The sequence below is a fragment of the Burkholderia sp. Bp8992 genome (assembly GCF_003853705.1).
Lineage (GTDB): Bacteria > Pseudomonadota > Gammaproteobacteria > Burkholderiales > Burkholderiaceae > Burkholderia.
Window position 1 is genome coordinate 1 of record NZ_QTQI01000033.1, and the last position, 24717, is coordinate 24717.

Annotated in this window: 25 protein-coding genes and 2 pseudogenes; 14 read left to right on the forward strand and 13 right to left on the reverse strand. The window is 68.6% G+C overall.

All coding sequences use genetic code 11. The features are described 5' to 3' along the window. Window positions 1–77, reverse strand: a pseudogene (locus DIE03_RS38890) (short-chain dehydrogenase); the annotation flags it as partial. Here DIE03_RS38890 and DIE03_RS33055 point away from each other — a divergent pair. Beyond that, window positions 41–418, forward strand: coding sequence for a hypothetical protein (locus DIE03_RS33055; protein WP_185658271.1), 378 nt, complete (start codon window positions 41–43; stop codon window positions 416–418). The pseudogene DIE03_RS38890 and the gene DIE03_RS33055 overlap by 37 nt on opposite strands. 27 nt (window positions 419–445) lie before the next feature. On the opposite strand, the gene DIE03_RS33060 is transcribed toward DIE03_RS33055, so the two are convergent. Continuing rightward, entirely contained in the window at window positions 446–1291 is an 846-nt protein-coding gene (locus DIE03_RS33060) for an aldo/keto reductase (RefSeq protein ID WP_124456362.1), read from the reverse strand. A gap of 166 nt (window positions 1292–1457) precedes the next feature. On the opposite strand from DIE03_RS33060, the gene DIE03_RS33065 reads away from it, so the two are divergent. Then, the gene (locus tag DIE03_RS33065) at window positions 1458–2204 is read left to right on the forward strand and encodes a GntR family transcriptional regulator (protein WP_089440857.1); all 747 of its coding nucleotides are present in this window, start codon (window positions 1458–1460) and stop codon (window positions 2202–2204) included. A 28-nt stretch (window positions 2205–2232) separates the two neighbouring features. On the opposite strand, the gene DIE03_RS33070 is transcribed toward DIE03_RS33065, so the two are convergent. Together DIE03_RS33070 and DIE03_RS33075 are read right to left on the reverse strand one after the other, a co-directional pair. Beyond that, window positions 2233–3624 (reverse strand): CoA transferase, encoded by a 1392-nt coding sequence (locus DIE03_RS33070; protein ID WP_124456363.1) that lies wholly within the window; start codon window positions 3622–3624, stop codon window positions 2233–2235. A 169-nt stretch (window positions 3625–3793) separates the two neighbouring features. Further along, window positions 3794–4088: pseudogene (locus DIE03_RS33075) on the reverse strand (DUF2917 domain-containing protein). 217 nt (window positions 4089–4305) lie between these two features. On the opposite strand from DIE03_RS33075, the gene mdtD reads away from it, so the two are divergent. After that, on the forward strand, window positions 4306–5742 hold the full coding sequence (gene mdtD / locus DIE03_RS33085) for a multidrug transporter subunit MdtD (protein WP_124456364.1): 1437 nt from the start codon (window positions 4306–4308) through the stop codon (window positions 5740–5742). 191 nt (window positions 5743–5933) lie between these two features. Further along, window positions 5934–7208, forward strand: coding sequence for an EAL domain-containing protein (locus tag DIE03_RS33090; protein ID WP_124456365.1), 1275 nt, complete (start codon window positions 5934–5936; stop codon window positions 7206–7208). Between the two features lie 19 nt (window positions 7209–7227). Here the strand turns inward: DIE03_RS33090 and DIE03_RS33095 are convergent, their stop codons facing one another. After that, the gene (locus tag DIE03_RS33095; protein ID WP_124456366.1) at window positions 7228–7833 is read right to left on the reverse strand and encodes a bifunctional 2-polyprenyl-6-hydroxyphenol methylase/3-demethylubiquinol 3-O-methyltransferase UbiG; all 606 of its coding nucleotides are present in this window, start codon (window positions 7831–7833) and stop codon (window positions 7228–7230) included. Between the two features lie 165 nt (window positions 7834–7998). Beyond that, window positions 7999–8523 (reverse strand): DUF962 domain-containing protein, encoded by a 525-nt coding sequence (locus DIE03_RS33100; protein ID WP_124456367.1) that lies wholly within the window; start codon window positions 8521–8523, stop codon window positions 7999–8001. Between the two features lie 81 nt (window positions 8524–8604). Here DIE03_RS33100 and DIE03_RS33105 point away from each other — a divergent pair, with 81 nt between their 5' ends. Beyond that, window positions 8605–9312, forward strand: a complete 708-nt coding sequence (locus DIE03_RS33105; RefSeq protein ID WP_124456424.1) for a Crp/Fnr family transcriptional regulator — start codon at window positions 8605–8607, stop codon at window positions 9310–9312. A gap of 102 nt (window positions 9313–9414) precedes the next feature. Next, window positions 9415–10626: a chromate efflux transporter gene (gene chrA / locus DIE03_RS33110; RefSeq protein ID WP_124456368.1), complete on the forward strand. Its 1212-nt coding sequence runs from the start codon at window positions 9415–9417 to the stop codon at window positions 10624–10626. A gap of 105 nt (window positions 10627–10731) precedes the next feature. On the opposite strand, the gene sodB is transcribed toward chrA, so the two are convergent. Continuing rightward, window positions 10732–11310: a superoxide dismutase [Fe] gene (sodB, locus tag DIE03_RS33115; RefSeq protein WP_011352986.1), complete on the reverse strand. Its 579-nt coding sequence runs from the start codon at window positions 11308–11310 to the stop codon at window positions 10732–10734. 227 nt (window positions 11311–11537) lie between these two features. After that, the gene (gene xseA, locus DIE03_RS33120) at window positions 11538–12920 is read right to left on the reverse strand and encodes an exodeoxyribonuclease VII large subunit (protein ID WP_124456369.1); all 1383 of its coding nucleotides are present in this window, start codon (window positions 12918–12920) and stop codon (window positions 11538–11540) included. Window positions 12921–13369: 449 nt separating this feature from the next. Between xseA and lpxK the strand changes: the two genes are divergently transcribed. From lpxK to DIE03_RS33145, 5 genes are all read left to right on the forward strand, one after another. Next, window positions 13370–14398 (forward strand): tetraacyldisaccharide 4'-kinase, encoded by a 1029-nt coding sequence (gene lpxK / locus DIE03_RS33125; protein ID WP_124456370.1) that lies wholly within the window; start codon window positions 13370–13372, stop codon window positions 14396–14398. Then, window positions 14379–14573, forward strand: coding sequence for a Trm112 family protein (locus DIE03_RS33130; RefSeq protein ID WP_006482216.1), 195 nt, complete (start codon window positions 14379–14381; stop codon window positions 14571–14573). Before lpxK ends, DIE03_RS33130 begins: the two co-directional genes overlap by 20 nt. A gap of 100 nt (window positions 14574–14673) precedes the next feature. Then, the gene (gene kdsB, locus DIE03_RS33135; protein WP_059233379.1) at window positions 14674–15465 is read left to right on the forward strand and encodes a 3-deoxy-manno-octulosonate cytidylyltransferase; all 792 of its coding nucleotides are present in this window, start codon (window positions 14674–14676) and stop codon (window positions 15463–15465) included. Between the two features lie 208 nt (window positions 15466–15673). Next, entirely contained in the window at window positions 15674–16336 is a 663-nt protein-coding gene (gene adk / locus DIE03_RS33140; protein WP_124456371.1) for an adenylate kinase, read from the forward strand. A gap of 197 nt (window positions 16337–16533) precedes the next feature. Continuing rightward, window positions 16534–17292 carry an SDR family NAD(P)-dependent oxidoreductase gene (locus DIE03_RS33145; RefSeq protein WP_124456372.1) on the forward strand — a complete coding sequence of 253 codons (759 nt, stop codon included), beginning with the start codon at window positions 16534–16536 and terminating at the stop codon, window positions 17290–17292. Between the two features lie 67 nt (window positions 17293–17359). Here the strand turns inward: DIE03_RS33145 and DIE03_RS33150 are convergent, their stop codons facing one another. Continuing rightward, on the reverse strand, window positions 17360–18202 hold the full coding sequence (locus tag DIE03_RS33150; protein WP_060313760.1) for a SirB1 family protein: 843 nt from the start codon (window positions 18200–18202) through the stop codon (window positions 17360–17362). 8 nt (window positions 18203–18210) lie between these two features. Further along, entirely contained in the window at window positions 18211–19761 is a 1551-nt protein-coding gene (gene murJ / locus DIE03_RS33155) for a murein biosynthesis integral membrane protein MurJ (RefSeq protein ID WP_124456373.1), read from the reverse strand. A gap of 304 nt (window positions 19762–20065) precedes the next feature. Between murJ and rpsT the strand changes: the two genes are divergently transcribed. Next, window positions 20066–20338: a 30S ribosomal protein S20 gene (rpsT, locus tag DIE03_RS33160; RefSeq protein ID WP_006482211.1), complete on the forward strand. Its 273-nt coding sequence runs from the start codon at window positions 20066–20068 to the stop codon at window positions 20336–20338. Between the two features lie 154 nt (window positions 20339–20492). Here the strand turns inward: rpsT and DIE03_RS33165 are convergent, their stop codons facing one another. Beyond that, entirely contained in the window at window positions 20493–20813 is a 321-nt protein-coding gene (locus DIE03_RS33165) for a DUF3579 domain-containing protein (RefSeq protein WP_124456374.1), read from the reverse strand. A gap of 413 nt (window positions 20814–21226) precedes the next feature. Between DIE03_RS33165 and argF the strand changes: the two genes are divergently transcribed. Next, window positions 21227–22156 carry an ornithine carbamoyltransferase gene (argF, locus tag DIE03_RS33170; protein WP_124456375.1) on the forward strand — a complete coding sequence of 310 codons (930 nt, stop codon included), beginning with the start codon at window positions 21227–21229 and terminating at the stop codon, window positions 22154–22156. A gap of 88 nt (window positions 22157–22244) precedes the next feature. Here argF and murB read toward each other — a convergent pair whose 3' ends face one another. Continuing rightward, window positions 22245–23294 (reverse strand): UDP-N-acetylmuramate dehydrogenase, encoded by a 1050-nt coding sequence (murB, locus tag DIE03_RS33175; protein ID WP_124456376.1) that lies wholly within the window; start codon window positions 23292–23294, stop codon window positions 22245–22247. 138 nt (window positions 23295–23432) lie between these two features. Here murB and DIE03_RS33180 point away from each other — a divergent pair, with 138 nt between their 5' ends. Continuing rightward, window positions 23433–23918 carry a YajQ family cyclic di-GMP-binding protein gene (locus tag DIE03_RS33180; protein WP_021162564.1) on the forward strand — a complete coding sequence of 162 codons (486 nt, stop codon included), beginning with the start codon at window positions 23433–23435 and terminating at the stop codon, window positions 23916–23918. An 80-nt stretch (window positions 23919–23998) separates the two neighbouring features. Here the strand turns inward: DIE03_RS33180 and plsY are convergent, their stop codons facing one another. Continuing rightward, window positions 23999–24637, reverse strand: a complete 639-nt coding sequence (plsY, locus tag DIE03_RS33185) for a glycerol-3-phosphate 1-O-acyltransferase PlsY (RefSeq protein ID WP_124456377.1) — start codon at window positions 24635–24637, stop codon at window positions 23999–24001. Window positions 24638–24717 lie beyond the last annotated feature (80 nt).

The following is a 24717-nucleotide window of genomic DNA, read 5'->3' on the forward strand; positions in this document are numbered from 1 at the left end:
CCGAGCGACTCGCGCGCATCGTGGATGACCTGCAGCACGGATGCCTCGTCGCGCACGTCGAGCGGCCGGCCGACCGCACGGCAACGGCGACGGCGGTGGCCATGGCACCGGTGGTCACGGCAATGGTGGTGGCAACGGCAATGGCAACGGCAGTGGTGGCGCTGGCAATGGTGGTGCCAATGGCGTTGGCAACGGCAACGGCGGCTCAGGCAACGGTGGCGGTAACGGCAACGGTGGCCAGGGCAACGGCGGCAACAACGGCAACGGTGGCCACGGCAATGGCGGCGGCAACGGCAATGGCAACGGCAGTGGTGGCGCCGGCAACGGCGGGCCCAACGGGGTCGGCAATGGCCACGGTACCGGCAACGGCAATGGCGGCGGTCACGGCAACGGCGGCTCGTCCGGCGGCAACCACTGACCGGACGCGTTGCCCGGCCGGGTGCCGTCAGAGCATCTCGAGCGCGCGCTTGCTGCGCGGCGGACGGAAGTACGCGTCAAGCTGCGCGCGCTCGTCATCGCTCAATTCGAAATCGAGCGCGGCGCGATTGTCGCGCACGTGCTCGATCCTCGATGCCTTGGGGATCGCGAATACGCCCGGCTGCGCGAGCACCCATGCCAGCGCGACGCGCATCACCGACACGCCGCGCAGCCGCGCAATCTCGTCGAGCGGCGAACGCTTCGGCAGCCGCCCGTGGTCGACCGGGCTGTACGCCATCGCCGGCATCCGGTGATCGGCGAGCCATGGCAGCAGGTCGAATTCCGGGCCGCGCCGCGCGATGTTGTAGAGGATCTGGTTGGTCGCGCAGGCACCGCCGCCCGCGTCGTCGACGAGTTCTTCCATATCGGCCGTATCGAAGTTGCTCACGCCCCAGCGACGAATCTTGCCCGCTCGCTGCAGCGCCTCGAAGCCCTCGACCGTCTCCGCGAGCGGCACCGCGCCGCGCCAGTGCAGCAGGTACAGATCGAGACGATCGGTGCGCAGGCGCTTGAGGCTCGCGTCGCATGCGGCGACGACGCCGCGCCGGCTCGCATGGTGCGGATAGACCTTGCTGACGAGGAACACGTCGTCGCGCAGGCCCGCGAGTGCTTCTCCGACCAATTCCTCGGTCGCGCCGTCGCCGTACATCTCGGCGGTATCGACCAGCGTCATCCCGAGTTCGATGCCTTCGCGCAGCGCGGCGATCTCGTCCGCCCGGCGGGCCGGCCGCTCACCCATTTCCCAGGTGCCCTGGCCGAGCTTCGGAATCGTTTCGCCGTCCGGCAGGACGACCGTGGCGATCGTGTCAGTCATGCGTTCCTCGTTGCGGATTCGTGGCCGCGCAGCGCGGCCGAATCATGGAATACGACGCGTCAGTGTAGTCAATCGGCACGCCGACGGCCTGTTGCACGGCAAAAACCGGCTATAACGGCACCGCATGATGACTTAGAATGGCCGCAACCTGATCGATACCCATTCCATGAAGGCACCCACGGACGACCGGTGGCAGGACCTGCGCCCCGACCCGGACAACGACACGCCGCTGTACCTGCAGCTCGCCCGCAAGCTCGGCGACGCGATCCACGACAACCGCTGGACAGCCGGCGAGGCCCTGCCTTCGGAGCGCGTGCTGTCCGATGCGCTCGGCGTGTCGCGCATCACCGCGCGCAAGGCGATCGCGCTGCTCGTCGAGCAGGGCTTGATCCGCCGCACGCAGGGCGCGGGCAATTTCATCCAGCCGCGCTACGAGGATCCGCTGTCGCGACTGTCGAGCTTCAGCGAAATGCTCGAGCGCCGCGGCTTCAAGCCGAGTTCGCAATGGCTCGCGCGCGAAATCCAGCCGGCGAACCGCGACGAAGTGATCCAGCTCGGGCTGTCGCCTGCCGCATCCGTTACACGCCTGAAACGCCTGCGCCTCGCCGACGGCATCGTGATGGCCGTCGAGAACTCGACGTTCCCCGCGACGCTGATTCCCGATCCGCAAGCGATCGGCGGTTCGCTGTACAGCTATCTCGAAGCGCGCGGCACGCCGATCGTGCGTGCGCTGCAGCATTTCCGCGCGGTCAACGCGACCGACGAAATCGCCGAACAGATGGGCATCGCGCCGCACGACGCGCTGCTGCTGATCACGCGGATCGGCTATACGTCAGACCAGCGCGCCATCGAACTGACCGATACCTACTGCCGCAACGACTACTACGACTTCGTCGTCGAGCTGCGCAAGTAAGGGCGGCCGCGCGGCCGGCGCTTGCCGCTCACAGCCAGCGCGCGACGTCGGTGCCGAGCGGCACGGGCGGCCGCGCGAACGCGGGCGGCGTGGCCGACAAGCGCTCGGCCGGCCGCACGGTATCGAGCATGCCGAACGGCGATGCGACGCGATCGATCCGGTCGCGCACGTCGGCGGCCGCGAGGTCGGGCACACTCAAGCCGTCCGGCACGTTGCCGAACGACTGCAGCCAGCGCCCCGTCTGCGCGAGCGACATCCGCACAAGCCAGCTTCCGCCTTCGCTCGCCCGCCGCGCGAGCGCAATCATCGCGCCGAACGCCGCGAGATACCCCGTCGCGTGATCGAGCGCCTGGCACGGCAGGTGGCGCGGCGTGGCCGCATGGGCGGCCTGCTGCTCCTGCGATGCGATCCCGCTCGCCGACTGCACGAGACTGTCGAAGCCGCGCCGCTCCGCCCACGGCCCCGTGTGTCCATACGCCGAGATCGATACGTACACGATGCCGGGCCGCCGCTCCGCCAGCGCGTGCGGCGCGAAACCGCGGGCCGCGAGCGCGCCGGGGCGGTACGACTGCAGGAACACGTCCGCATCGCGCACGAGCGCCTGCAGCCTAGCGACACCCGCCTTATCGCGCAGGTCGATCCACGCCGAACGCTTGCCGCGCCCGTTGTCGATCACCAGCGGTGCGATGTTCGGCAGGTGCGGCCCGTTGACGAGCAGCGTCTGCGCGCCATGCGACGCCAGCGTGCGACCCGCGACCGGCCCCGCGATGATGCGCGTGAGATCGAGCACGCGCACGCCGGCGAGCGGCTGCCCGGATGCGCCACGGCCGATCGGCTCGACCGGCGCGTCGCCGATCCGCTCGATCTCGAACAGCGGCAGCGATGCGATCGCATGCGCCTGCCCGTGCGCCGCCCATTCGTCAGGTGTTCTGATCAATGCCGCGCACAGACCGGCCTCGGCCAGCGCGCTATCGAGCGCCGTGCCGTCCCATGTGCGGATCGCCGCGGCGACGTCGGCCCGCTGCGCGCCGCAACCGAGCACGTCGAGGATTCCGCGCAGGTGATGCGGGAAGTTCGCATGCAGCTGGATCCAGCGTCCGTCGCCCGTCTCGAAGAAGCCCGTCACCGGATGACGCAATTCCGGCGGCGGGCCATCGTCCACGCGCAAATAGCGTTCGCTGCGGAACGCGACCAGCGCATCGCACACCGACACGTCGACGGCTTGCGCGACGCCCGTGCGAAGCCGGTGGCACTCGGCAGCCGCGAGCCCGGCAGCCGCGATCGTGGCTGCCGCGAGCGCGCCGACATGAAACGTCGACGGCAGCGTCGGGTCCTGCCCCGTCACGTTCGCGCGGGCCAGCGCGTCGCGCTCGCCGCGTGCGAGTTGCCACAGATGCGTCAATGCGAATTCGGGCGTCATGGTGAACGGAGCGCGATGGAGGGCACGGATTCGAGTCTAGAATTCGCGCCCGGCGCAATCAATCCGGATTGCGCGAATCCACGTGCGGGCATGCTTCATGCGGCACGGCAGGCGAGATCGCGCACGACATCCGCCGGCTTCCTCCATATTCGTGCGAACGCCCCGCACGCTACGTCGGCAGCGACGCGGCCGCGCGGCGCCGGCCGTCGCGCCACGCGACGAGCGGCCGCCACCACGCGTGCGCAACACGCACGGCCGGCGCCGCGTGGCCCCGCGCTGATCCACACGCGCACGCCGGGCTCGAACGCCAGCGAATCGCCGGCGCCGAGCCAGTGGTCGTCGGGCCGGCCCTCGACCGTCACCCACGCTTCGCCGTCGGCCACCTGCAGTGCGGTGCGATCGACGATCCGCCAGCGTCCGGCCGGCTCGTCGCCGTCGATCACGTAAAGTCGCAGTTCGCGCATGGCAGCCTCCTGGTCGCACGGGTTCGATGGCACCAGTATTTCGGACAGTGGCGGCACACGGACAGATACGGCTGCAGACACTTTTGACTGAACTGTACTGGCCGGGCGACGGGGACGGCATCCGGTTGCCGGCATTCGCGTCACACCGGGCGCCGAACCTGCACGGCCCATCGGCTTTCCCTACAATGTCGGCTGTCCCGCGCCACCGCCTACCCTCATGTTCCAGCGTCCACCTGCCGTCGCCCCCGGCGAAAAGAACCTCACCGTGATGCTCTGGCTCGTTGCGACGGGCTTCTTCATGCAGACGCTCGATGCGACGATCGTCAATACGGCGCTGCCGTCGATGGCCGCGAGCCTCGGCGAATCGCCGCTGCGGATGCAGTCGGTCGTGATCGCGTACTCGCTGACGATGGCGGTGATGATCCCGGTGTCGGGCTGGCTCGCCGATACCTTCGGCACGCGGCGCGTGTTCTTCAGCGCGATCCTGGTGTTCTCGCTCGGCTCGCTGCTGTGCGCGAATGCGCATACGCTCACGCAACTTGTCGCGTTCCGCGTCGTGCAGGGGGTCGGCGGCGCGATGCTGCTGCCGGTCGGACGGCTCGCGGTACTGCGCACCTTTCCGGCCGAGCGCTACCTGGCCGCGCTGTCGTTCGTCGCGATTCCCGGCCTGATCGGCCCGCTGATCGGGCCGACGCTCGGCGGCTGGCTCGTGAAGATCGCGTCGTGGCACTGGATCTTCCTGATCAACGTGCCGGTCGGCGTCGCGGGCTGCATCGCGACCTTCTACTCGATGCCCGATTCGCGCAATCCTGCCGTCGGCCGCTTCGACCTGAAGGGCTACCTGCTGCTGACGATCGGCATGGTCGCGATCTCGCTGTCGCTCGACGGGCTCGCCGATCTCGGCATGCAGCACGCGGCCGTGCTCGTCCTGCTGATCCTGAGCCTCGCGTGCTTCGTCGCGTACGGGCTGTACGCGGTGCGCGCGCCGCAACCGATCTTCTCGCTCGAACTGTTCCGGATCCACACGTTCAGCGTCGGGCTGCTCGGCAACCTGTTCGCGCGGATCGGCAGCGGCGCGATGCCGTACCTGATCCCGCTGCTGCTGCAGGTGAGCCTCGGCTACTCGGCGTTCGAGGCCGGGCTGATGATGCTGCCGGTCGCGGCGGCCGGGATGTTCTCGAAGCGGATCATCACGCGGCTGATCACGCAGCACGGCTACCGCAAGGTGCTGCTCGCGAACACGATCATGGTCGGCGTGATGATGGCGAGCTTCGCGCTGATGCGCGACTCGGTGCCGGTATGGGTGAAGGTCGTGCATCTCGCGCTGTTCGGCGGCTTCAACTCGATGCAGTTCACCGCGATGAACACGCTGACGCTGAAGGATCTCGGCACGGGCGGCGCGAGCAGCGGCAACAGCCTGTTCTCGCTCGTGCAGATGCTGTCGATGAGCCTCGGCGTCACGGTCGCGGGCGCGCTGCTCGCGACGTTCACGGGCATGCTGCGCACCGTGACACCGAGCAATACGCTGCCGGCGTTCCACGCGACCTTCATCTGCGTCGGGATCATCACGGCCGCGTCCGCGTGGATCTTCGCGCAACTCGCGCCCGAGATCCGCAGCACCGCGCGCAAGACCGATCCGTCCGAGCGCGCGTGATGCGCGGCGCGCGCCGTTTCGGGGGCCGCACCGCCGTCGCGCGCACCATTGAGGTGCATATCGCCCCGTCGATGCGCGCGTCGCAGCGCTCTTTCCCGTCCGCGACGCGCGGCCGCACGCGGCGCGATGCCGTGCATGCTTCTTGCTCGCCTATTCTCTAGGTAAACTGGCAGTCTTCCATCGGCGACATCATGAGCATGATCGAAATCGATCCCCCCGGCTTTCAGCCGCCCCGCCCCGTCGCCGGCGACGACGGGAACCGGCGCACCGTGCTGTACGGCGGCTACACCGTGTTCAGCGTGTTCCAGCCCGTTTTCTCGGTGTCGCACCGCCGCGCGATCGGCTATCACGCGTCGCTGCGCGCGCACGACGAGGAAAGCCGCCAGGTGGCATCGCACGAGGTGTTCACGCAGGCCGCGCGCCGCGGCGACCTGCTCGAACTCGGCCGGCTCGCCGAATCGTTGCATCTCGGCAACTTCCACGCGTTCGACAGTCACGACGAATGGCTCTTCCTGAGCCTGCATCCGGCGGCGCTGATGGACACCATCTACAGCGACGCGCTGCTCGCGAACCTGAAGGCGCTCGGGCTGCCGCCGCACCGTGTGGTGCTCGAGGTGCCCGAGCAGGCCGGCGGCGAAACGCCGCGTTACGCGGCGATCATCGACGGGCTGCGCAAGGCCGGCTTCCTGATCGCGCTGGGCGGGTTCGGCGCGAAGCATTCGAACATCGACCGCGTGTGGCACCTGCATCCCGACATCGTCACGCTCGACCGCGGCATCCTCGCGCAGGCAAGCGAGCACTCGCACCTCGAGCGCGTGCTGCCGGGGCTCGTGTCGCTGCTGCACGAATCCGGCCAGCTCGTACTGATGGGCGGCCTGTCGACCGAGCGCGACGCGCTGATCGCGCTCGAATGCGACGTCGATTTCGTGCAGGGCCAGTATTTCGCGGGGCCGAGCGTCGATCCCGTGCAACCGCAGGCCGCCGCGGGCTGCATGGATACGCTGTCGGCCGCGCTGCGGCTGCGCGTCGCGCAGCGCGAGCGCACGCAGGCGGAACGGCTCGCGCCGTATGTCGCCGCGCTCGAGGAAGCAAGCCAGAAGCTCGTCGCGGGCGAATCGCTCACCGACGCGGCCGTCGCCGTGCTGGGGCTGCCCGAAACCGCACGCTGCTTCCTGCTCGACGCATCGGGACGCCAGATCGGCGACAACGTGCTCGCGCGCGGCAGCGTATCGCAGCGCGCGAAGCGCTTCCGGCCGCTGCTGCATTCCGAAGGGGCAAGCTGGGAGCGTCGTCCGTACTTCATCGACGCGATGCGCGCGCCGGGGCGCGTGCACCTGACGCCGCCCTACCTGTCGATCAACGAGGCGCACCTGTGCGTGACCGCGTCGATCGCGGCGCCCGCCGCGACCGGCATGCAGGTGCTCTGCGTCGACATCAACTGGGAAGCGGCGCTCAGCCGCGAGTGAGCGCGCCGGCGCGCCGCCTTCACGCGGCGCCGGCCGCCTTGCGCATGATCAGCCGGTGTACGCGCTTGCCGGACGAGGCGCTCACGACCTCGTGCTCGTCGATCACGTGCACGCCGGCGCCGAGCGCCGCATGCATCCGCGCCGAATCCAGTGCCGTGTAGAGACGGCCGCGCTCGTCGCGCAACGTGCCGTTTCCGGCCACCCGCCAACTCAGGTACAACGTGCCGCCCGGCATCAGCAGATCGGCCAGCCGCGCGGCGGCCGCCGCCGCATCGGCCTGTTCGAGATGCATGACGACCGTTTCGCACAGCACGTTGCGAAACGCGCCGGACGGCACGCCGGCCAGCGCCGGCAGCACGGCGAGTTCGAAGGTCAGGCCCGGATGGTGCCGCCGCGCCTCGTCGAGCAGCGCGGCGCTCGCGTCGTAGCCGCGCACGTCGAAGCCGCGCGACGCGAGCCAGGCCGTATCGCGCCCCGCGCCGCAACCGACGTCCGCGGTCGGCCCCGGCGAGAAATGCTGTTCGAGCAGTGCGTACATGTCGTCGGGCGCGGCCTGGTCGAGCCAGTCCTGCGCGTATTGCGCGGCATGGGCGTCGTAGGCGTCGAGTGTCGGGCGATCCACCATGGCGAGTGCTCCGCATAGGCGTCGTATGACGCTCCCCGCATCTTAGCCGTTGCGCCCGGCCTGTGGTGCCGCGCGCGGCCCGCGCCGGCGATCGCGTGAAGCCGGGCTACGCGGCCGACGAGATAGCAGCCGATGGCGCCTGCACCGAACACGCAGACCGGCACATCAGACATGCGAGTGTGCACCGCCGTGCACGGGGCCGGCGCGCCGCTCGACTTCGCGGCGGACGTCGCCGCGCAGCCCCGCAAGGAACGCGACTTCGGCCACGACGAACAGCGGCCCGACCATCAGGCCCACCAGATCGTCGACGAACGCGGGCTTGCGCCCTTCGAACCAGTGCCCGACGAACTGCACGATCCAGCCGACGACGAACGTGCCGATGCCGATCGCGAGCCATTGCGCGGTCGGCAGCGGCGCGAGCGATTGCGCGGCCCACAACCCGAGCGCGAACAGCGCGGCCATCACGATCCCGAACCGCAGGTCGAGGCGCAGGTAAAAGACGACGAACGCGAGCGCCAGCAGCAGCGCCGGCGACAGCGCGACGCCGGCCAGCATCCCGACCGCCGGCCGCGACAGCAGCACCTCGGCCGCGAACACGATCATCGGAATGCCGACCAGGTGCGTCGCGATGTTGCGCGCGTCGCGATGGTAGGCCGCATACTGCGAAAGGTGATCTTCGAGCGTCTTCATCGCGTCTCCTGGTCGGTTATTGAGCGCTATGATGCGCGTCACGCCCGAGAACCTCTGTCAGCTACCCGACATCGCGTGCCCATGCCTTCCTCGCTCGCCCCGTACCTGCCGCAGATCGAAGCGCACCCGTGGTTCGCCGCGCTGCCGCCCGCGTTGCGCGCGGACCTGCTCGCCGGCGCGGTGCTGCGCCGCCTGCCGGCCGGCCATGCGCTGTTCCGGCGCGGCGACCCGCCGTGCGGGCTGTATGCGGTCCTGGCCGGTTCACTCACGATAGGTGCGGTCGACCCGCAGGGCAAGGAAACGCTGCTGACGGTGGCCGAGCCCGTCACGTGGTTCGGCGAAATCGCCCTGTTCGACGGCCAGCCGCGCACGCACGACGCCATCGCGCTCGACGACGCACTGCTGCTGCACGTCCCGCAGGCCGCGCTGCTCGCGATCCTCGAGGCGACGCCGCAATACTGGCGGCAGTTCGCGCTGCTGATGGCGCAGAAGCTGCGCCTGAGCTTCCTGACCGTCGAGTCGATGAGCGTGATGCCGGCCGCGCAACGGCTCGCCGCGCGCCTGCTGATGATCGCCGACGGCTATGGCGGCATCAGCGCCGGGCGCACGCGCGTTCGGCTGTCGCAGGAAACGCTCGCGTCGATGCTGTCGATCACGCGGCAGACCACCAACCAGCTGCTGAAGGCGCTGCAGGCCGACGGCGTCGTGCGGCTGCATGTCGGCGAAATCGAACTCGTCGACATCGATGCGCTGCGCCGCGCGAGCGGGCTGGGCGACGGCACGCGCTGAGCGACGCGCACTGCACTGCACTGCACTGCACTGCAGTACGTTGCCCCGCCGCTGCCGCATTGCGCTATCGTGGCGGCTCGTCCGTTCTCCCCGCGCCCCGTCTTGAATCCATCGACCGCCGCCGCCCCGTCCCGTCATCCGTGGCCCGTCTTCGTCGCGTTCCTGCGGCTCGGCCTCACGTCGTTCGGCGGCCCGGTCGCGCACCTCGGCTACTTCCGCGCCGAATTCGTCACGCGGCGCGGCTGGCTCACCGAACGCACGTATGCCGATCTCGTCGGGCTGTGCCAGTTCCTGCCGGGGCCCGCGAGCAGCCAGGTCGGGATGGCGATCGGCCTCGCGCGCGCCGGCTATGCGGGGATGTTCGCCGCGTGGCTCGGCTTCACGCTGCCGTCGGCGCTGCTGATGATGCTGTTCGCGCTCGGCGTGCATGCGACGGGCGCGCCGATCGAAGCCGGCGCGCTGCACGGGCTGCGCATCGTGTCGGTCGCGGTGATCGCGCAAGCCGTCTGGGGGATGGCGCGCACGCTGTGCCCCGATGCGCGCCGCGTCACGCTGATGGCCGCGGCCGCATGCGTCGCGCTGCTCGCGCCGGCCGCGTGGACGCAGATCGCGGTGATCGTCGCGGCCGGTGCGGCCGGCCTCGCGCTGCTGCCACAACCGGCACGCGACGCGCACGAACCGTTGCCGCTGCACGTGTCGCACCGCGCGGGCATGCTGTGGCTCGCGCTGTTCGCGGTGCTGCTCGTCGCGCTGCCGTTCGCGGCCCGCGCGCTCCACTCCGATACGCTCGCCGTCGTCGATGCATTTTTCCGCACCGGCGCGCTCGTGTTCGGCGGCGGGCATGTGGTGCTGCCGCTGCTGCAGGCGGCCGTGGTCGCGCCCGGCTGGGTCGGCGATTCGACGTTCCTCGCCGGGTACGGCGTCGCACAGGCCGTGCCGGGGCCGCTGTTCACGTTCTCGGCGTTCCTCGGCGCGTCGCTGCGCGATGCGCCGAACGGCTGGCTCGGCGGCACGATCGCGCTGGTCGCGATCTTCGCGCCGTCGTTCCTGCTCATTGCCGGCACTGCACCGTTCTGGGAGCGCCTGCGCCGCAGCGCGCGCATGCAGGCCGCGCTCGCGGGTGTGAACGCGGCCGTCGTCGGGCTGCTGCTCGCCGCGCTCTATCACCCGGTCTGGACCGACACGATCGCCGCACCGCGCGACCTGGCCGCCGCGCTCGTCGCATTCGTCGCGCTGGTGTTCTGGCGCGTGCCGCCGTGGGCCGTCGTGATCGCGAGCGCGGCACTCGGCTGGGCGCTCGGCCTGGTCGCCTGATCCCGGCAAGCGTGCCGCCTTCCTGCACGATAAAAACAAAAAAGCCCTCGTTTCGAGGGCTTTTTGCTGGGTGCCGCGCGCCGTGGCGACGCGCCGGCGCCGGACTTACGCGAAGTTCTTCGCTGCGAAGTCCCAGTTCACGATGTTCCAGAACGCTTCGACGAACTTCGGACGTGCGTTGCGGTAGTCGATGTAGTACGCGTGTTCCCACACGTCGATCGTCAGCAGTGCCTTGTCGGCGGTCGTCAGCGGCGTCGCTGCGTTGCTCGTCGACACGATGTCGAGCGAACCGTCAGCCTTCTTCACGAGCCATGCCCAGCCCGAACCGAACGTGCCGACCGCGGCCTTCGTGAACGCTTCCTTGAATGCGTCGTACGAACCCCACTTCGCGTTGATCGCGTCGCCCAGCGCGCCCGTCGGTGCGCCGCCGCCGTTCGGCGACAGGCTGTTCCAGAAGAACGTGTGGTTCCAGATTTGCGCGGCGTTGTTGAAGATGCCGCCCGACGACTTCTTCACGATCTCTTCCAGCGACAGGTTTTCGAATTCCGTGCCCGGGATCAGATTGTTCAGGTTCGTCACATAAGCCTGATGGTGCTTGCCGTAGTGGTACTGGATCGTCTCGAGCGAGATGGTCGGCGCGAGTGCGTCTTCAGCGTACGGGAGCGGCGGGAGCGTATGAGCCATGGCGATTCCTTCGTTGAGTATGTAGGGAGGCTGTGTTGGATGCTGCCGAGCGTCCGATTGTAGGCGAGGACGAATAACCCCGCAAACTCACGGGCCATTTATCCGCGGTATGCGGAAAAGCGATGTTTGCGCAACGTCCGGCAGGATGAACCCGATGCGGAGCAGCCTCCGTTCCCGAGCACGTTGCGTCCGTTGCAGCAGCCTTCGCCCCGCTTGCCGCCGTTACGTCAGATCGTATCGGCCAGCCGCGGCTGCACGTCGGCGAGCGACACGTCGGCCGAGCCTTCGGCCAGATGCACGGTCAGGCGCCGCTGCGGCTTCAGCGCGTTCGGCGCACGCACCGCACGACCCGTCTGCGCATCGATCAGCGCCGCATAGCCGCGCTCGAGCGTGCGCTGCGGGCTCAGCACCTCGAGCCGTGCCGCACAGGCCGACACGCGCGCCGTGTCGCGTTCATGACGGCGCTGCAATGCAATGACGAGACGCTGCGACAGCCCCGCGAGCGCCTGGCGCGCCTGCGACGCATCGGGCCGCGCGCGCTGCCAGCGCAGTTGTGCCAGCGCGAAGCGCGCGCGTGCGTCGCGCACCGGCCGCGACGCCGCGGACGCGAGCCGCACCGCGAGCTGCTCGACGTGCGTGCGCTGCCGCTGCAGCCGCTCGGCCGGGCTCACGAGCCGGCGCGCGAGCCAGTCGAGCTGCTGCGCGCGCTGTTCGAGCCGGCGCGCCATGCCGCGCGCGAGCGCACGCTGGCGCTCGTCGACCTCGCGCAGCAGCAGCGCACGCTGCGGGCTCGCGAGCTCGGCCGCGCCGGTGGGCGTCGGCGCGCGCACGTCGGCCGCGAAGTCCGCGATCGTGAAATCGGTTTCGTGCCCGACACCGCTGACGACCGGCAATTCGCTCGCCGCGATCGAGCGCGCCAGCGCTTCGTCGTTGAACGACCACAGATCCTCGATCGAGCCGCCGCCGCGACAGACGAGCAGCACGTCGACCTCACGGCGCGCATTCGCGGCCTCGACGGCCGCGACCAGTTTTTCGGCGGAACCGGCGCCCTGCACGGGCGCCGGATAGACGATCACCGGAATGTGCGGCGCGCGCCGGGCAAGCGTGGTCAGCACGTCGCGCAGCGCGGCTGCCTGCAGCGACGTGACGATGCCGATCGCGCGCGGGTGGACCGGCAGCGGCCGCTTGCGCTCGGGGGCGAACAGGCCCTCGCCTTCGAGTTGCGCCTTCAGCCGCAGGAACGCCTCGTACAGGCGCCCCTGCCCGGTGCGCCGCACGGCTTCGACGTTCAGCTGCACTTCGCCGCGCGGCTCGTACATCGTGACGACCGCGCGCACCTCGATGCGGTCGCCTTCGCGCGGCGTGAATTCCGCGTACTGCGCACGGCCGCGGAACATCACGCAGCGCATCTGCGCCTGCTGGTCCTTGATCGAGAAATACCAGTGGCCGCTCGCGGCGCGCGTGAAATTCGAGACTTCGCCCGAAATCCACAGCAGCGGAAACGAGCGCTCGAGCATCGTCGAAATCGCGCGATTGAGCGCCGAAACGGGAATCACTTCGTCGCCGCCGCGCGTCGCGCCGGGTGCGGAAAAAGGAGAGTCGGAAAGCATGGACGATTGGATGAATGCTGGCGGCGTCACGATAGTCCGACCTGCGCGCGACGTCCAGCGCCGCGGCATTCGCCGCCGAGCGCGGAAGGTGTCCACACTCTGGCATTCGTCCGCCTAAAACGCCTGGAAACCGCCAAAAAACCCAGACGATTCTTCGTAACACATTGATTTTTATAATTTTTTAAACCTTTCGAAATGATTCTCATCCGATTCGATGCCCGCCGGACGGGCGTTTGACGCAATCGACCGAGGAGTTTTTCACAGAGTTATCCACAGGCAGCCGCGATCCGGCCCCGCGGGCGGCGTCGGCCGGTCGCGCTTGCCGCGCCGGCGTGCGGCGCGCTAGAGTGCCGCCTTCCGCAGACCCCGCGGCATGTGCCGCCCAACGGAGAATCCGCCTTGACGAATCCGTCCCACGCCGCGGCGCACGACGCGCCGCGCCCGGCCCGATGAGCGCGCCCGGCGGCCCGCTCGCGCGGCTCGAAGCGCGCCTGACACGCGAATGGCAGCGGCGCGGCGCGCTCGCCTGGGCGCTCACGCCGTTCGCCTGCGTGTTCGGCCTGTGCGCGGCGCTGCGGCGCACCGCCTACACGCAGGGGTGGAAACGACCGGTCGACGTCGGCGTGCCCGTCGTCGTGGTCGGCAACGTGACCGTCGGCGGCACCGGCAAGACGCCGACCGTGATCGCGCTCGTCGACGCGCTGCGCGCGGCCGGCTTCACGCCGGGCGTTGTGTCGCGCGGCTACGGCGCGAACGTGAAGGCGCCGACTGCCGTCACGCCCGCGTCGCGCGCCAGCGTCGGCGGCGACGAACCGCTGCTGATCGCGCGCCGCACCGACGCGCCCGTCTGGGTGTGCCCCGACCGCGTCGCGGCCGCGCAGGCGCTGCGCGCCGCGCATCCGGACGTCGACGTGATCGTCAGCGACGACGGCCTCCAGCACTACCGCCTCGCACGCACGGTCGAGCTCGTCGTGTTCGACCACCGGCTCGGCGGCAACGGCTTCCTGCTGCCGGCCGGGCCGCTGCGCGAGCCGCTGTCGCGGCACCGCGACGCCACGCTCGTCAACGATCCGTACAGCGGCGCGCTGCCGCCGTGGCCCGACACCTACGCGCTGGCGCTGACGCCGGGCGCCGCGTGGCACCTCGACCAGCCCGCGCTGCGCCGCCCGCTGTCGCAGTTCGCGCACGAGCGCGTGCTCGCCGCGGCCGGCATCGGCGCGCCGGAACGCTTCTTCGCGACGCTGCGCGCGGCCGGTCTCGCGCCGGCGACGCGCGCGCTGCCCGACCATTACGCGTTCGCCGACAATCCGTTCGTCGACGACGCCGTCGACGCAATCCTGATCACCGAGAAGGATGCAGTAAAATTGGGCGCTTCCTGGCGCGACGCTCGACTGTGGGTGGTCCCCGTCGAAGCCGCGCTCGACCCTCGCCTCATTGCCCTCGTTGTGGAGAAACTCCGTGGACGCTCGCCTGCTTGAAATCATTGTGTGCCCTATCTGCAAAGGCCCGCTCCACTACGACCGCGCCGCGCAGGAGCTGATCTGCAACGCGGACAAGCTCGCGTACCCGATCCGCGACGGCATCCCCGTGATGCTCGTCGACGAAGCGCGCCAGACCGTCGAAGGCACGCCGGTCGATCCGGCCGGCCGCTAAGCCGCCCGACGCCACCCCGGCCCCGGCCGGGGTGACGAACCCTGCCGGCCGACCGGCTCCGGACGCGCCGCCTGCCCCGTTCTTCTCACCGCTCACCCCGATGACTCACCCGCAACCCTTCATCGCCGTCATTCCCGCCCGGCTCGCGTCGACGCGCCTTCCGAACAAGCCGCTCGCCGATCTCGGCGGCAAGCCGATGGTCGTGCGCGTCGCCGAGCGCGCGCGCGAAGCGGGCGCGCAGCAGGTGCTCGTCGCCTCCGACGCGCAGAGCGTGCTCGACGCGGCGCGCGATCACGGCTTCGAAGCGGTGCTCACGCGTGCCGACCATCCGTCCGGCACCGACCGGCTCGCGGAAGTCGCGGCGGCGTTCGGGTGGAGCGACGACACCGTCGTCGTCAACGTGCAGGGCGACGAGCCGCTGATCGACCCCGTGCTCGTGCGCGACGTAGCGTCGCACCTCGCCGCGCATCCGGCGTGCGCGATCGCGACTGCCGCCCACCCGATCCACGACGCGGCCGACGTGTTCAACCCGAACGTCGTGAAGGTCGCGCTCGACGCGCAAAGCGTCGCGCTGTACTTCTCGCGCGCGCCGATTCCGTGGAGCCGGGATGCGTACCAGCCGCACTGGCCGGACGTCGCGGCCATGCCAGCACCGGCTTTCCCGGTCTACCGGCACATCGGCCTCTATGCCTATCGCGCGCGTTTCCTGCGCACGTATCCGTCGCTCGCGCAGGCGCCGATCGAGCAGGCCGAGCAGCTCGAACAGCTGCGCGCGCTGTGGCACGGCGAGCGCATCGCAGTGCTGATCACCGAATCCGCACCCGAAGCCGGGATCGACACGCCTGCCGATCTCGCGCGCGTGCAGGCCCTTTTTCAGCCGGGTTCAAAATAACCCGTGGCATAATCAGGCGATTGTGCGAGCCGTCCGCGACCAGCGCGTCCTCGCTTGACCCCGCCCGCGGCCCTGCCGGCAGCCGCGCGTCGCCCAAGTCGACGCGCCGCATCAGACCGGTCCGCCGCGCGCCAGGCAAGCCCCGCGCCCGCTGTCGCCGACGCCTTCGAGGCTCGCCACACGAATCTACATACTTGGAGATATCACCATGCGTTTGATCCTGTTGGGCGCGCCCGGCGCGGGAAAGGGCACCCAGGCAAACTTCATCAAGGAAAAGTTCGGCATCCCGCAAATCTCGACGGGCGACATGCTGCGCGCGGCCGTGAAGGCCGGCACGCCGCTCGGCGTCGAGGCGAAGGGCTACATGGACGCCGGCAAGCTCGTGCCGGACGCGCTGATCATCGGCCTCGTCAAGGAACGCCTGAAGGAATCCGACTGCGCGAACGGCTATCTGTTCGACGGTTTCCCGCGCACGATCGCGCAGGCTGACGCGATGAAGGACGCCGGCGTCGCGATCGACTACGTGCTCGAGATCGACGTCCCGTTCTCGGAAATCATCGAGCGCATGAGCGGCCGCCGCACGCACCCGGCCTCGGGCCGCACGTACCACGTCAAGTTCAACCCGCCGAAGGTCGAAGGCCATGACGACGTGACGGGCGAGCCGCTGATCCAGCGCGACGACGACAAGGAAGAAACCGTCAAGAAGCGTCTCGAAGTGTACGAAGCGCAAACCAAGCCGCTGATCACGTACTACGGCGACTGGGCGCAGCGCGGCGAGGAAAACGGCCTGAAGGCCCCGCAGTATCGCAAGATCTCGGGTCTCGGCGCGGTCGAGGAAATCCGCGAGCGCGCGTTTGACGCACTGAAGTAAGCAGCGCGTCTCGCCCTCGCAGAAGCCGCCCTTTCCGGGCGGCTTTTTTTTTCGCCCGATGGGGATGCGCACGGCCGTGCGGGTATCGCCTTCGCGTGACGACGCCCCGTACAATCGCTCGGATGCGCGCCCCGCTCTCGCGGCGCACCGGCTTTCCGACTGCCCGATCGGCATCGGACAGAACCCTGGAGACAGTCATGGACATTCGCGGCAACGTGTTTCTGATCACGGGCGGTGCATCGGGCCTCGGCGCCGGCACCGCGCGGATGCTCGCGCAGGCTGGCGGCACGGTCGTGCTCGCCGACCTGAACGAAGCGGCGGGCACCGCGCTCGCGACCGAGCTGGGCGGCGCATTCGTACGCTGCGACGTGTCGAGCGAAGCCGACGCGCACGCGGCCGTCGACACGGCGACGCGCGCGGGCACGCTGCGCGGCCTCGTGAACTGCGCGGGCATCGCGCCGGCCGCGAAAACCGTCGGCAAGGACGGCGCGCACCCGCTCGACGTGTTCGCAAGGACGATCAACGTCAACCTGGTCGGCACGTTCAACATGATCCGGCTCGCGGCCGCCGCGATGGCCGCGACCGCGCCGACCGCGGAAGGCGAGCGCGGCGTGATCGTCAGCACCGCGTCGGTCGCCGCCTTCGACGGCCAGATCGGCCAGGCCGCCTATGCGGCGTCGAAGGCCGGCGTCGCGGGCATGACGCTGCCGATCGCACGCGACCTGGCGCGCAGCGGGATCCGCGTAATGACGATCGCGCCCGGCCTGTTCGAGACGCCGATGCTGCTCGGCATGCCGCAGGACGTGCAGGACGCGCTCGGCGCGATGGTGCCGTTCCCGCCGCGGCTCGGCAAACCGGCCGAATACGCGATGCTGGTACGCCAGATCGTCGAGAATCCGATGCTCAACGGCGAAGTGATCCGCCTCGACGGCGCGATCCGGATGCAGCCGAAGTAAACCGCGCATGAAAAAACGCCCGCGATGCGGGCGTTTTCGTTACGGGCTCAGGCAGCCGCGCTGCGGCTCAATCCTCGCCGTCGCGCTGCATCCGCTGGCGCAATTCGCTCACCTGCGACTCGACGACGGTCGCATCTTCCGCCTCCGGCCGCTCGCCGAGATACTGCTCGAGATCCTCGAGCGCGGGGCGCAGGTAATCGAGCCGCGCATACGCGAAGCCGCGGTCGCGCACCTCGTCGAGTTGCTCGGGCAACAGGATCACGAGCCGCTGCTGTACCGCGAGCAACCGCTGCCAGCGTTCCGTCTGCAGATAGATCGTCTTCAGGTTGCGCAGCATCCGCGCGATGATCTCGCGGCTCGTCGCCGGTTGCAGCAGCGCGCGCAACGCGCTGTCGACCGCCCCCGCCGCACGCGCGACGTACGGCTCGAGCATCTCGACCATCTCGGCTTCGGACAGCGAATGGCCGTTGGTCGGATCAATGATCAGGTCGCCGTCCGGCAGCGTCACGCGCAGCAGGAAATGGCCGGGGAACGACACGCCGCGCGCCGGCACGCCGATCTGCTCGGCGAGCTCCAGGTACAGCACCGACAGCGAGATCGGAATCCCCCGCCGCCGCTTCAGCACCGCGTTCAGGTGGCTGTTATCGGGGTCGTAGTAATCGTTGTGATTGCACGCGAAGCCGAGTTCGCGGAAGAAGAAGTCGTTCAGCGCGGCGACGCGGCCCTTCAGGTCCGCATCGTCGGCGAGCCGCCGGCGCAGTCGCGCCGCCAGCATGTCGAGCTCGGCCAGCGTGCCCTGCAGGTCGAGGTCGGGATACGCGTCCTGCGCCAGCGACAGCGCGGCTTCCGTGACGGGCAGACTGTCGTCGTCCGCCACGAGCGTGCTGAAGTAGTCGAGGACGCGGGTCATTGCGGTCGTCACTTGGCGCGCCTTCTGAAGTAAGCGTATTTGAAGCCCATCACCCACAACATACCGAAATATAGTGCAGCGAACAGCACGAGGCACGCCGCCATCAGCGCAATGCGGTCGAGCGGCTGCGTGCGCATCCCGGTCCAGTCGAAGTTGATCGCGCACCAATGCATCAGGCCCGCGAGCACGAGCGCCGCGCCGACGAGCTGCACGAAGAAGCGCAGCCAGCCCGGCGACGGCTGGTAGATGCCGCGCTTGCGCAGCCCGAGGAACAGCAGCAGCGAATTCAGGCACGCGCCGACGCCGATGCTCAGCGTGAGGCCCGCGTGGCCGATCAGCGGCACGAACACGTAGTTCGAGAGCTGCGTGACGATCAGCACGCCGATCGCGATCTTCACGGGCGTCTTGATGTCCTGCTTCGCATAGAAGCCCGGCGCGAGGATCTTGATCAGGATGATGCCGACGAGGCCGATCCCGTAGGTGGCGAGCGCGCGCGCGACCATCGTGACGGTATGCGCGTCGAACTTGCCGTAGTTGAACAGCGTCGCGGTAAGCGGCGTCGCGAAGAAGAACAGCGCGAGCGCGCTCGGCGCCGCGAGCAGGAACGTGACGCGCAGCCCCCAGTCGAGCAGCGCCGAATATTCGTGCGAATCGGCGTCGACGTGCGCCTTCGACAGGCTCGGCAGCAGGATCGTGCCGAGCGCGACGCCGAGCAGCGCCGTCGGGAATTCCATCAGGCGGTCGGCGTAGTTGATCCACGACACGGCGCCCTGCCCGAGCCGCGACGCAATGTTGGTGTTGATGATCAGCGACAGCTGCGCGACCGACACCGCGAACGTGGCGGGCACCATCTTCGCGAGCACGCGCTTCACGCCCGGGTGGCGCAGCGCGCGCAGCGGGTTCAGGCCGATCAGCGGCACCATGTCGATCTTCTTCAGCCCCGGCAGCTGCACGAGGAACTGCAGCACGCCGCCGACGATGACGGCCCATGCGAGCGCGTAGACCGGCACCTTCAGGTGCGGCGCGACGAACACGGCCGCGGCAATGAACGCGACGTTGAGCAGCACCGGCGCGAACGCGGGCAGCGAGAAGCTCTTGTACGTGTTGAGCACGCCGGACGCGAGCGTCGTCAGCGAGATGAACACGATGTACGGGAACATGATCTGCGTCATCGTGACCGCGAGCGGGAACGCCTGGCCATCGGTGTGCAGGCCGGACGCGACCGCGAACACGACCCACGACGCGCCGGCGATCCCGAGGACCGACAGCACGGCAAGCGCCCACGCGAGCACGGTGGACATCGCGTCGACGAGCGCCTTCGTCGCATCGTGCCCCTGCTGGTTCTTGAACTCGGCGAGGATCGGCACGAACGCCTGCGAGAACGCGCCTTCGGCGGACAGGCGGCGCAGCAGGTTCGGAATGCGGAAAGCGACGTAGAACGCGTCGGTGTATTGACTGGCGCCGAACGCACGGGCGATCAGCGTCTCGCGGGCCAGTCCGGTCACGCGCGACAGCAGCGTGAAGCCGCTGACCGTCAGCAGGGCTCGGAATAGATTCATGGGGCGCTTATTATACGGACGTTGCGCGACCCGGCCAGCGGCCGATGCCGAAAAGCGCGCACGCCGCCGGCGGCCCGTCCGGCGGATGTCACTTCGAACTTGCCACTCGCTTGATTTTGTTGCTATAATCGCCGGTTTCTGGGCTCGTACATGCACGGCAGCTGCCGTTTTCATGTCCCTGCCTCGGTTAAAATCACCGTTTTTTTATGCGCCCCTGGGCAATCGTTCTCAGGGGACGGATCGAAAAGCAGCGCTTGGCCGTCAGGCTCCAAGCTCTGGAAACAGGACAGGATAAGGAACCGTCATGGCTAACTCCGCACAAGCACGCAAGCGCGCCCGCCAGGCCGCGAAGGCAAACTCGCACAACTCGGCGCTGCGCTCGAAATTCCGTACCGCGATCAAGTCGGTTCGCAAGGCTGTTGAAGCCGGCGACCAAGCAAAGGCTGCCGAGCTGTTCAAGGCTGCCGTGAAGACGATCGACACGATCGCCGACAAGAAGATCGTTCACAAGAACAAGGCCGCTCGCAGCAAGAGCCGCCTGGCCGCAGCCGTCAAGGGCCTGCAGGCAGCAGCGTAATCCGGTGCGCCCGCTTACGCGGGCGTTCCTGTTTCCTGCGATCACGAAAAAGCCCGCCTAGGCGGGCTTTTTTGTTGCCTGTCGCCCGCGCATCATGCGAGGCGGCGACGGCACTTGCCAGGGCGGGCGCTGCATGCGCCCTCGCCCGTCGGCATCACTTCTTCGTGTTGTAATCCGGCAATTCGCAGGCCTCGGTGACGACGAGGTTGTTGTCCTTCGCGAAATTCAGCACGAAATCGAAAGCCATCGGTTCGATGTCGCGCAACCGCGAATCGAGGATCACGCATTTCAGGTCGCCGAGCATCGTCGGGCGCACGTACAGCGAATACTTGAGACGCGCATTCGGCCCGCTCGCCCCCGGCCCGAAGCAGGCCATCACACCGGCCAGACGCTCCGACCAGTCGCTCGGGCGAAACTTTTTCCCTTCTTTCGTGATGCCCTGGATGAAGAATTCGGTCGGAGGGGTTTCAGCCATGTGGTTACCCAAGTGACGGCCCGGCGATGTCCAGGCAACGGCGCCTGGATACGCGAACACAAAGCTGGAACGGACGGCGGCACAAGCATTCCGGTATCCCGAAAACGGGACGTCGATGCGCGCCGCCGGTAAACTGCACCGGATTTGTGCAGCGCACGGCTTGTGTCCGGCAGAGCGCGAAAAGCCTTGCCTGCCGGGCTGGAGAAAACTTTCGAATTATACCGCAGCGCGCCATCGCGCGTCGTCCCGACGGCCGCCTTCCCGCGCCATCCGCTGCCGGTCGCGATCGTGCCCCGTTTCGTTCGACGGCTCGTCAAAGCACAGAAAATCCTTTATGCTGCTTTGAGTTATCCACACCCGACGGCGGCGCCGTCCGGCCTCGCTGCCGGGTGAAACCCGCCGTATTTCGCTTCATGACCGCCAAAACCATTCGTCACTACCTGCAGTTCAAGGATTTCTCGCTGGAAGACTACGAGTACGTGCTCGAACGCACGGGTATCCTGAAGCGCAAGTTCAAGAACTACGAGACCTATCACCCGCTGCACGACCGCACGCTCGCGATGATCTTCGAGAAGAGCTCGACGCGCACGCGCCTGTCGTTCGAGGCCGGGATCTTCCAGCTCGGCGGCCACGCCGTCTTCATGAGCACGCGCGACACGCAGCTCGGCCGCGGCGAACCCGTCGAGGATTCCGCGCAGGTCATCTCGCGGATGGTCGACATCATCATGATCCGCACGTTCGAGCAGGACGTCATCACACGCTTCGCGGAAAACTCCCGCGTGCCGGTGATCAACGGCCTGACGAACGATTACCACCCGTGCCAGGTGCTCGCCGACATCTTCACGTACTACGAGCACCGCGGCCCGATCGCCGGCAAGACCGTCGCCTGGGTCGGCGACGCGAACAACATGCTCTACACGTGGATCGAAGCCGCGCAGATCCTCGGCTTCAAGCTGCGCCTGTCCACGCCGCCCGGCTATGCACTCGACATGAAGCTCGTGTCGCCCGGCAGCGCGCCGTTCTACGAGGTGTTCGACGATCCGAACGAAGCATGCAGGGGCGCCGATCTCGTCACCACCGACGTGTGGACGAGCATGGGCTTCGAAGCCGAGAACGAGGCGCGCAAGCAGGCGTTTGCCGACTGGTGCGTCGACGAGGAAATGATGGGCCACGCGAACCCGGACGCGCTCTTCATGCACTGCCTGCCCGCGCACCGCGGCGAGGAAGTGACGGCCGGCGTGATCGACGGCCCGCAGAGCGTCGTGTGGGACGAGGCGGAAAACCGCCTGCACGTGCAGAAGGCGCTGATGGAGTTCCTGCTGCTCGGCCGCCTCAAGCACTGACGCGCCGGAACGCACACGCGTAAAAAAAGCGCCGATCGACGATCGGCGCTTTTTGCTTGGGCACCTGGAAAGCGGCGCAGGACCGGCGCTACAGGCAGACCGGCTCCGCCTCCAGCTCGACGCCGAATTGCGCACGCACGTCAGCCTGGATCGCCTGCGCCAGCGCCAGCACGTCGGCGCCCGTCGCGCCGCCGCGATTGACGAGCACGAGCGCCTGGCGGTCGTGCACGGCCGCCGCACCGAGCGCGCGGCCCTTCCAGCCGCAGCGGTCGATCAGCCAGCCGGCCGCCAGCTTCACCTGCCCGTCCGGCTGCGGATACGACACGACCTCGGGTGCGCGGGCGCGCAGCGCGTCGAACTGCGCGGCGTCGATCACCGGATTCTTGAAGAAACTGCCCGCGTTGCCGAGCACGAGCGGATCGGGCAGCTTCGCGCGGCGGATCGCGACGACCGCGTCGAACACGTCGCGCGGCGTCGCCGCATCGGCCGCGATGCCCCGTGCGTCGAGCTCGCGCGTGACGTCCGCGTAGCCGAGCCGCGGCGTCCATTGCTTCGGCAGCCGGAACGTCACCGACACGATCGCGAACCGGCCGCGCCCGTCCCGCTTGAAGAAGCTGTCGCGGTAGCCGAACGCGCAGCGCGCGGCGTCGAAGCGCTCGCTGCGCCCCGTCGCCAGCTCGACCGCGACCAGCGAGTCGAAATACGCCTTCATCTCGAGGCCGTACGCGCCGATGTTCTGGATCGGCGCGGCGCCGACGGTGCCGGGAATCAGCGCGAGGTTCTCGAGGCCCGGCATCCCGTGCTCGAGCGTCCACGCGACGAACGCGTGCCAGTTCTCGCCGCCGCCGGCCTCGACGTACCACGCGCCGTCGTCCTCGCGCACGACGCGGCGGCCGGCGATCTCGTCGAGCAGCACGACGCCGTCGAAATCGCGCGTGAACACGACGTTGCTGCCGCCGCCGAGCACGAGCTGCGGCAGGTTCGCGACGCGCGGATCGCGGTGCAGCGCCTCGAACTGCGACGCCTGCGTGATGCGCGCGGCAAAGCGCGCGTTCGCGGCAATGCCGAACGTGTTGTGCGCGGCGAGCGGATGGTCGGGAAGCAGCGACAGGGCGGAATCGTCAGGAGGCATCGGCATTCGCGGTCACGTCGGCCCGGGGCCGGCGGACGGCCGGCCTTGGGCAAACGGAGGGGCATCGGTAAAATGGCAAACAGTCCGCAATTATAGCGAGTGCCCGCGCGCGAGCCGGGTGCCCGCATCTCAAGGGAGAATGCCATGCCATCGTTCGACGTCGTTTCCGAAGCGAACATGATCGAAGTGAAGAACGCCATCGAGCAGTCGAACAAGGAAATTTCGACGCGCTTCGACTTCAAGGGCTCCGACGCGCGCGTCGAGCAGAAGGAACGCGAGCTGACGCTGTTCGCCGACGACGATTTCAAGCTCGGCCAGGTCAAGGACGTGCTGATCGGCAAGCTGGCCAAGCGCAATGTCGACGTGCGCTTCCTCGACTACGGCAAGGTCGAGAAGATCGGCGGCGACAAGGTCAAGCAGATCGTCACCGTGAAGAAGGGCGTGACGGGCGATCTCGCGAAAAAGATCGTGCGCCTCGTGAAGGACAGCAAGATCAAGGTGCAGGCGAGCATCCAGGGCGATGCGGTGCGCGTATCGGGCACGAAGCGCGACGACCTGCAGAGCACGATCGCGATGCTGCGCAAGGACGTGACGGACACGCCGCTCGACTTCAACAACTTCCGCGACTGATCGCCAGCCGATCCGTCGCGTCATCCCGCCGGGCCCCGCATACGCGGCGCGCCCGGCGCGCGGCCAGGCGCCGCGCTTTCTCAGGCTTTCCCGCCGTCCTGCGCGCTGCTGTCTGCAGCCGCCTTCTTCTTGTCGCCGATCCGGCTTTCCTGCCCCGCAAGCAGCTTCGAAATGTTGCCGCGGTGACGCCACACGAGCAGCACGCTCATCGCGAGCACGGCCCACGCGACCGGATTGTGGCCCGTGCCGAACAGGAACACGTCGAACACCGGCGCGAACACGGCCGCCACCAGCGCCGCGAGCGACGAGTAGCGGAAGAAGAACGCGACGATCAGCCAGGTCAGCGCTGTCGCGAGCCCGAGCACCGGGTGCACGGCGAGCAGCACGCCGGCGGCCGTCGCGACGCCCTTGCCGCCCTGGAAGCGGAAGAACACCGGATACAGGTGGCCGAGGAACACGGCGATCGCGACCCACGCGACCGCGACGTCGGGCAGGCCCAGGCGCCGCGCGAGCCAGACGGCAATCCAGCCCTTGAATGCATCGCCGACGAGCGTCAGGATCGCGGCCTTCTTGTTGCCGCTGCGCAGCACGTTGGTCGCGCCGGGATTCTTCGACCCGTACGAACGCGGGTCGGCCAGGCCCATCGCGGAACTGACGACGACGGCGAACGACACCGAACCGATCAGGTAGGCAACGAGGGCGGCGAGCAGGATCTGCATGCGGAGGACTCTTCTTTCAACGTATCGGTGAAGGGACGGCCGTGCGCGGCAAGCCGGCAGGCCGAAACGGCGCCCATTCT

Coding starts and splice junctions, on each gene's coding strand:
- DIE03_RS33055 (WP_185658271.1), top strand. CDS start 41: ATGCCTCGTCGCGCACGTCGAGCGGCCGGCCGACCGCACGGCAACGGC.
- DIE03_RS33060 (WP_124456362.1), bottom strand. CDS start 1,291: ATGACTGACACGATCGCCACGGTCGTCCTGCCGGACGGCGAAACGATT.
- DIE03_RS33065 (WP_089440857.1), top strand. CDS start 1,458: ATGAAGGCACCCACGGACGACCGGTGGCAGGACCTGCGCCCCGACCCG.
- DIE03_RS33070 (WP_124456363.1), bottom strand. CDS start 3,624: ATGACGCCCGAATTCGCATTGACGCATCTGTGGCAACTCGCACGCGGC.
- mdtD (WP_124456364.1), top strand. CDS start 4,306: ATGTTCCAGCGTCCACCTGCCGTCGCCCCCGGCGAAAAGAACCTCACC.
- DIE03_RS33090 (WP_124456365.1), top strand. CDS start 5,934: ATGAGCATGATCGAAATCGATCCCCCCGGCTTTCAGCCGCCCCGCCCC.
- DIE03_RS33095 (WP_124456366.1), bottom strand. CDS start 7,833: ATGGTGGATCGCCCGACACTCGACGCCTACGACGCCCATGCCGCGCAA.
- DIE03_RS33100 (WP_124456367.1), bottom strand. CDS start 8,523: ATGAAGACGCTCGAAGATCACCTTTCGCAGTATGCGGCCTACCATCGC.
- DIE03_RS33105 (WP_124456424.1), top strand. CDS start 8,605: ATGCCTTCCTCGCTCGCCCCGTACCTGCCGCAGATCGAAGCGCACCCG.
- sodB (WP_011352986.1), bottom strand. CDS start 11,310: ATGGCTCATACGCTCCCGCCGCTCCCGTACGCTGAAGACGCACTCGCG.
- xseA (WP_124456369.1), bottom strand. CDS start 12,920: ATGCTTTCCGACTCTCCTTTTTCCGCACCCGGCGCGACGCGCGGCGGC.
- lpxK (WP_124456370.1), top strand. CDS start 13,370: ATGAGCGCGCCCGGCGGCCCGCTCGCGCGGCTCGAAGCGCGCCTGACA.
- kdsB (WP_059233379.1), top strand. CDS start 14,674: ATGACTCACCCGCAACCCTTCATCGCCGTCATTCCCGCCCGGCTCGCG.
- adk (WP_124456371.1), top strand. CDS start 15,674: ATGCGTTTGATCCTGTTGGGCGCGCCCGGCGCGGGAAAGGGCACCCAG.
- DIE03_RS33145 (WP_124456372.1), top strand. CDS start 16,534: ATGGACATTCGCGGCAACGTGTTTCTGATCACGGGCGGTGCATCGGGC.
- DIE03_RS33150 (WP_060313760.1), bottom strand. CDS start 18,202: ATGACCCGCGTCCTCGACTACTTCAGCACGCTCGTGGCGGACGACGAC.
- murJ (WP_124456373.1), bottom strand. CDS start 19,761: ATGAATCTATTCCGAGCCCTGCTGACGGTCAGCGGCTTCACGCTGCTG.
- rpsT (WP_006482211.1), top strand. CDS start 20,066: ATGGCTAACTCCGCACAAGCACGCAAGCGCGCCCGCCAGGCCGCGAAG.
- DIE03_RS33165 (WP_124456374.1), bottom strand. CDS start 20,813: ATGGCTGAAACCCCTCCGACCGAATTCTTCATCCAGGGCATCACGAAA.
- argF (WP_124456375.1), top strand. CDS start 21,227: ATGACCGCCAAAACCATTCGTCACTACCTGCAGTTCAAGGATTTCTCG.
- murB (WP_124456376.1), bottom strand. CDS start 23,294: ATGCCGATGCCTCCTGACGATTCCGCCCTGTCGCTGCTTCCCGACCAT.
- DIE03_RS33180 (WP_021162564.1), top strand. CDS start 23,433: ATGCCATCGTTCGACGTCGTTTCCGAAGCGAACATGATCGAAGTGAAG.
- plsY (WP_124456377.1), bottom strand. CDS start 24,637: ATGCAGATCCTGCTCGCCGCCCTCGTTGCCTACCTGATCGGTTCGGTG.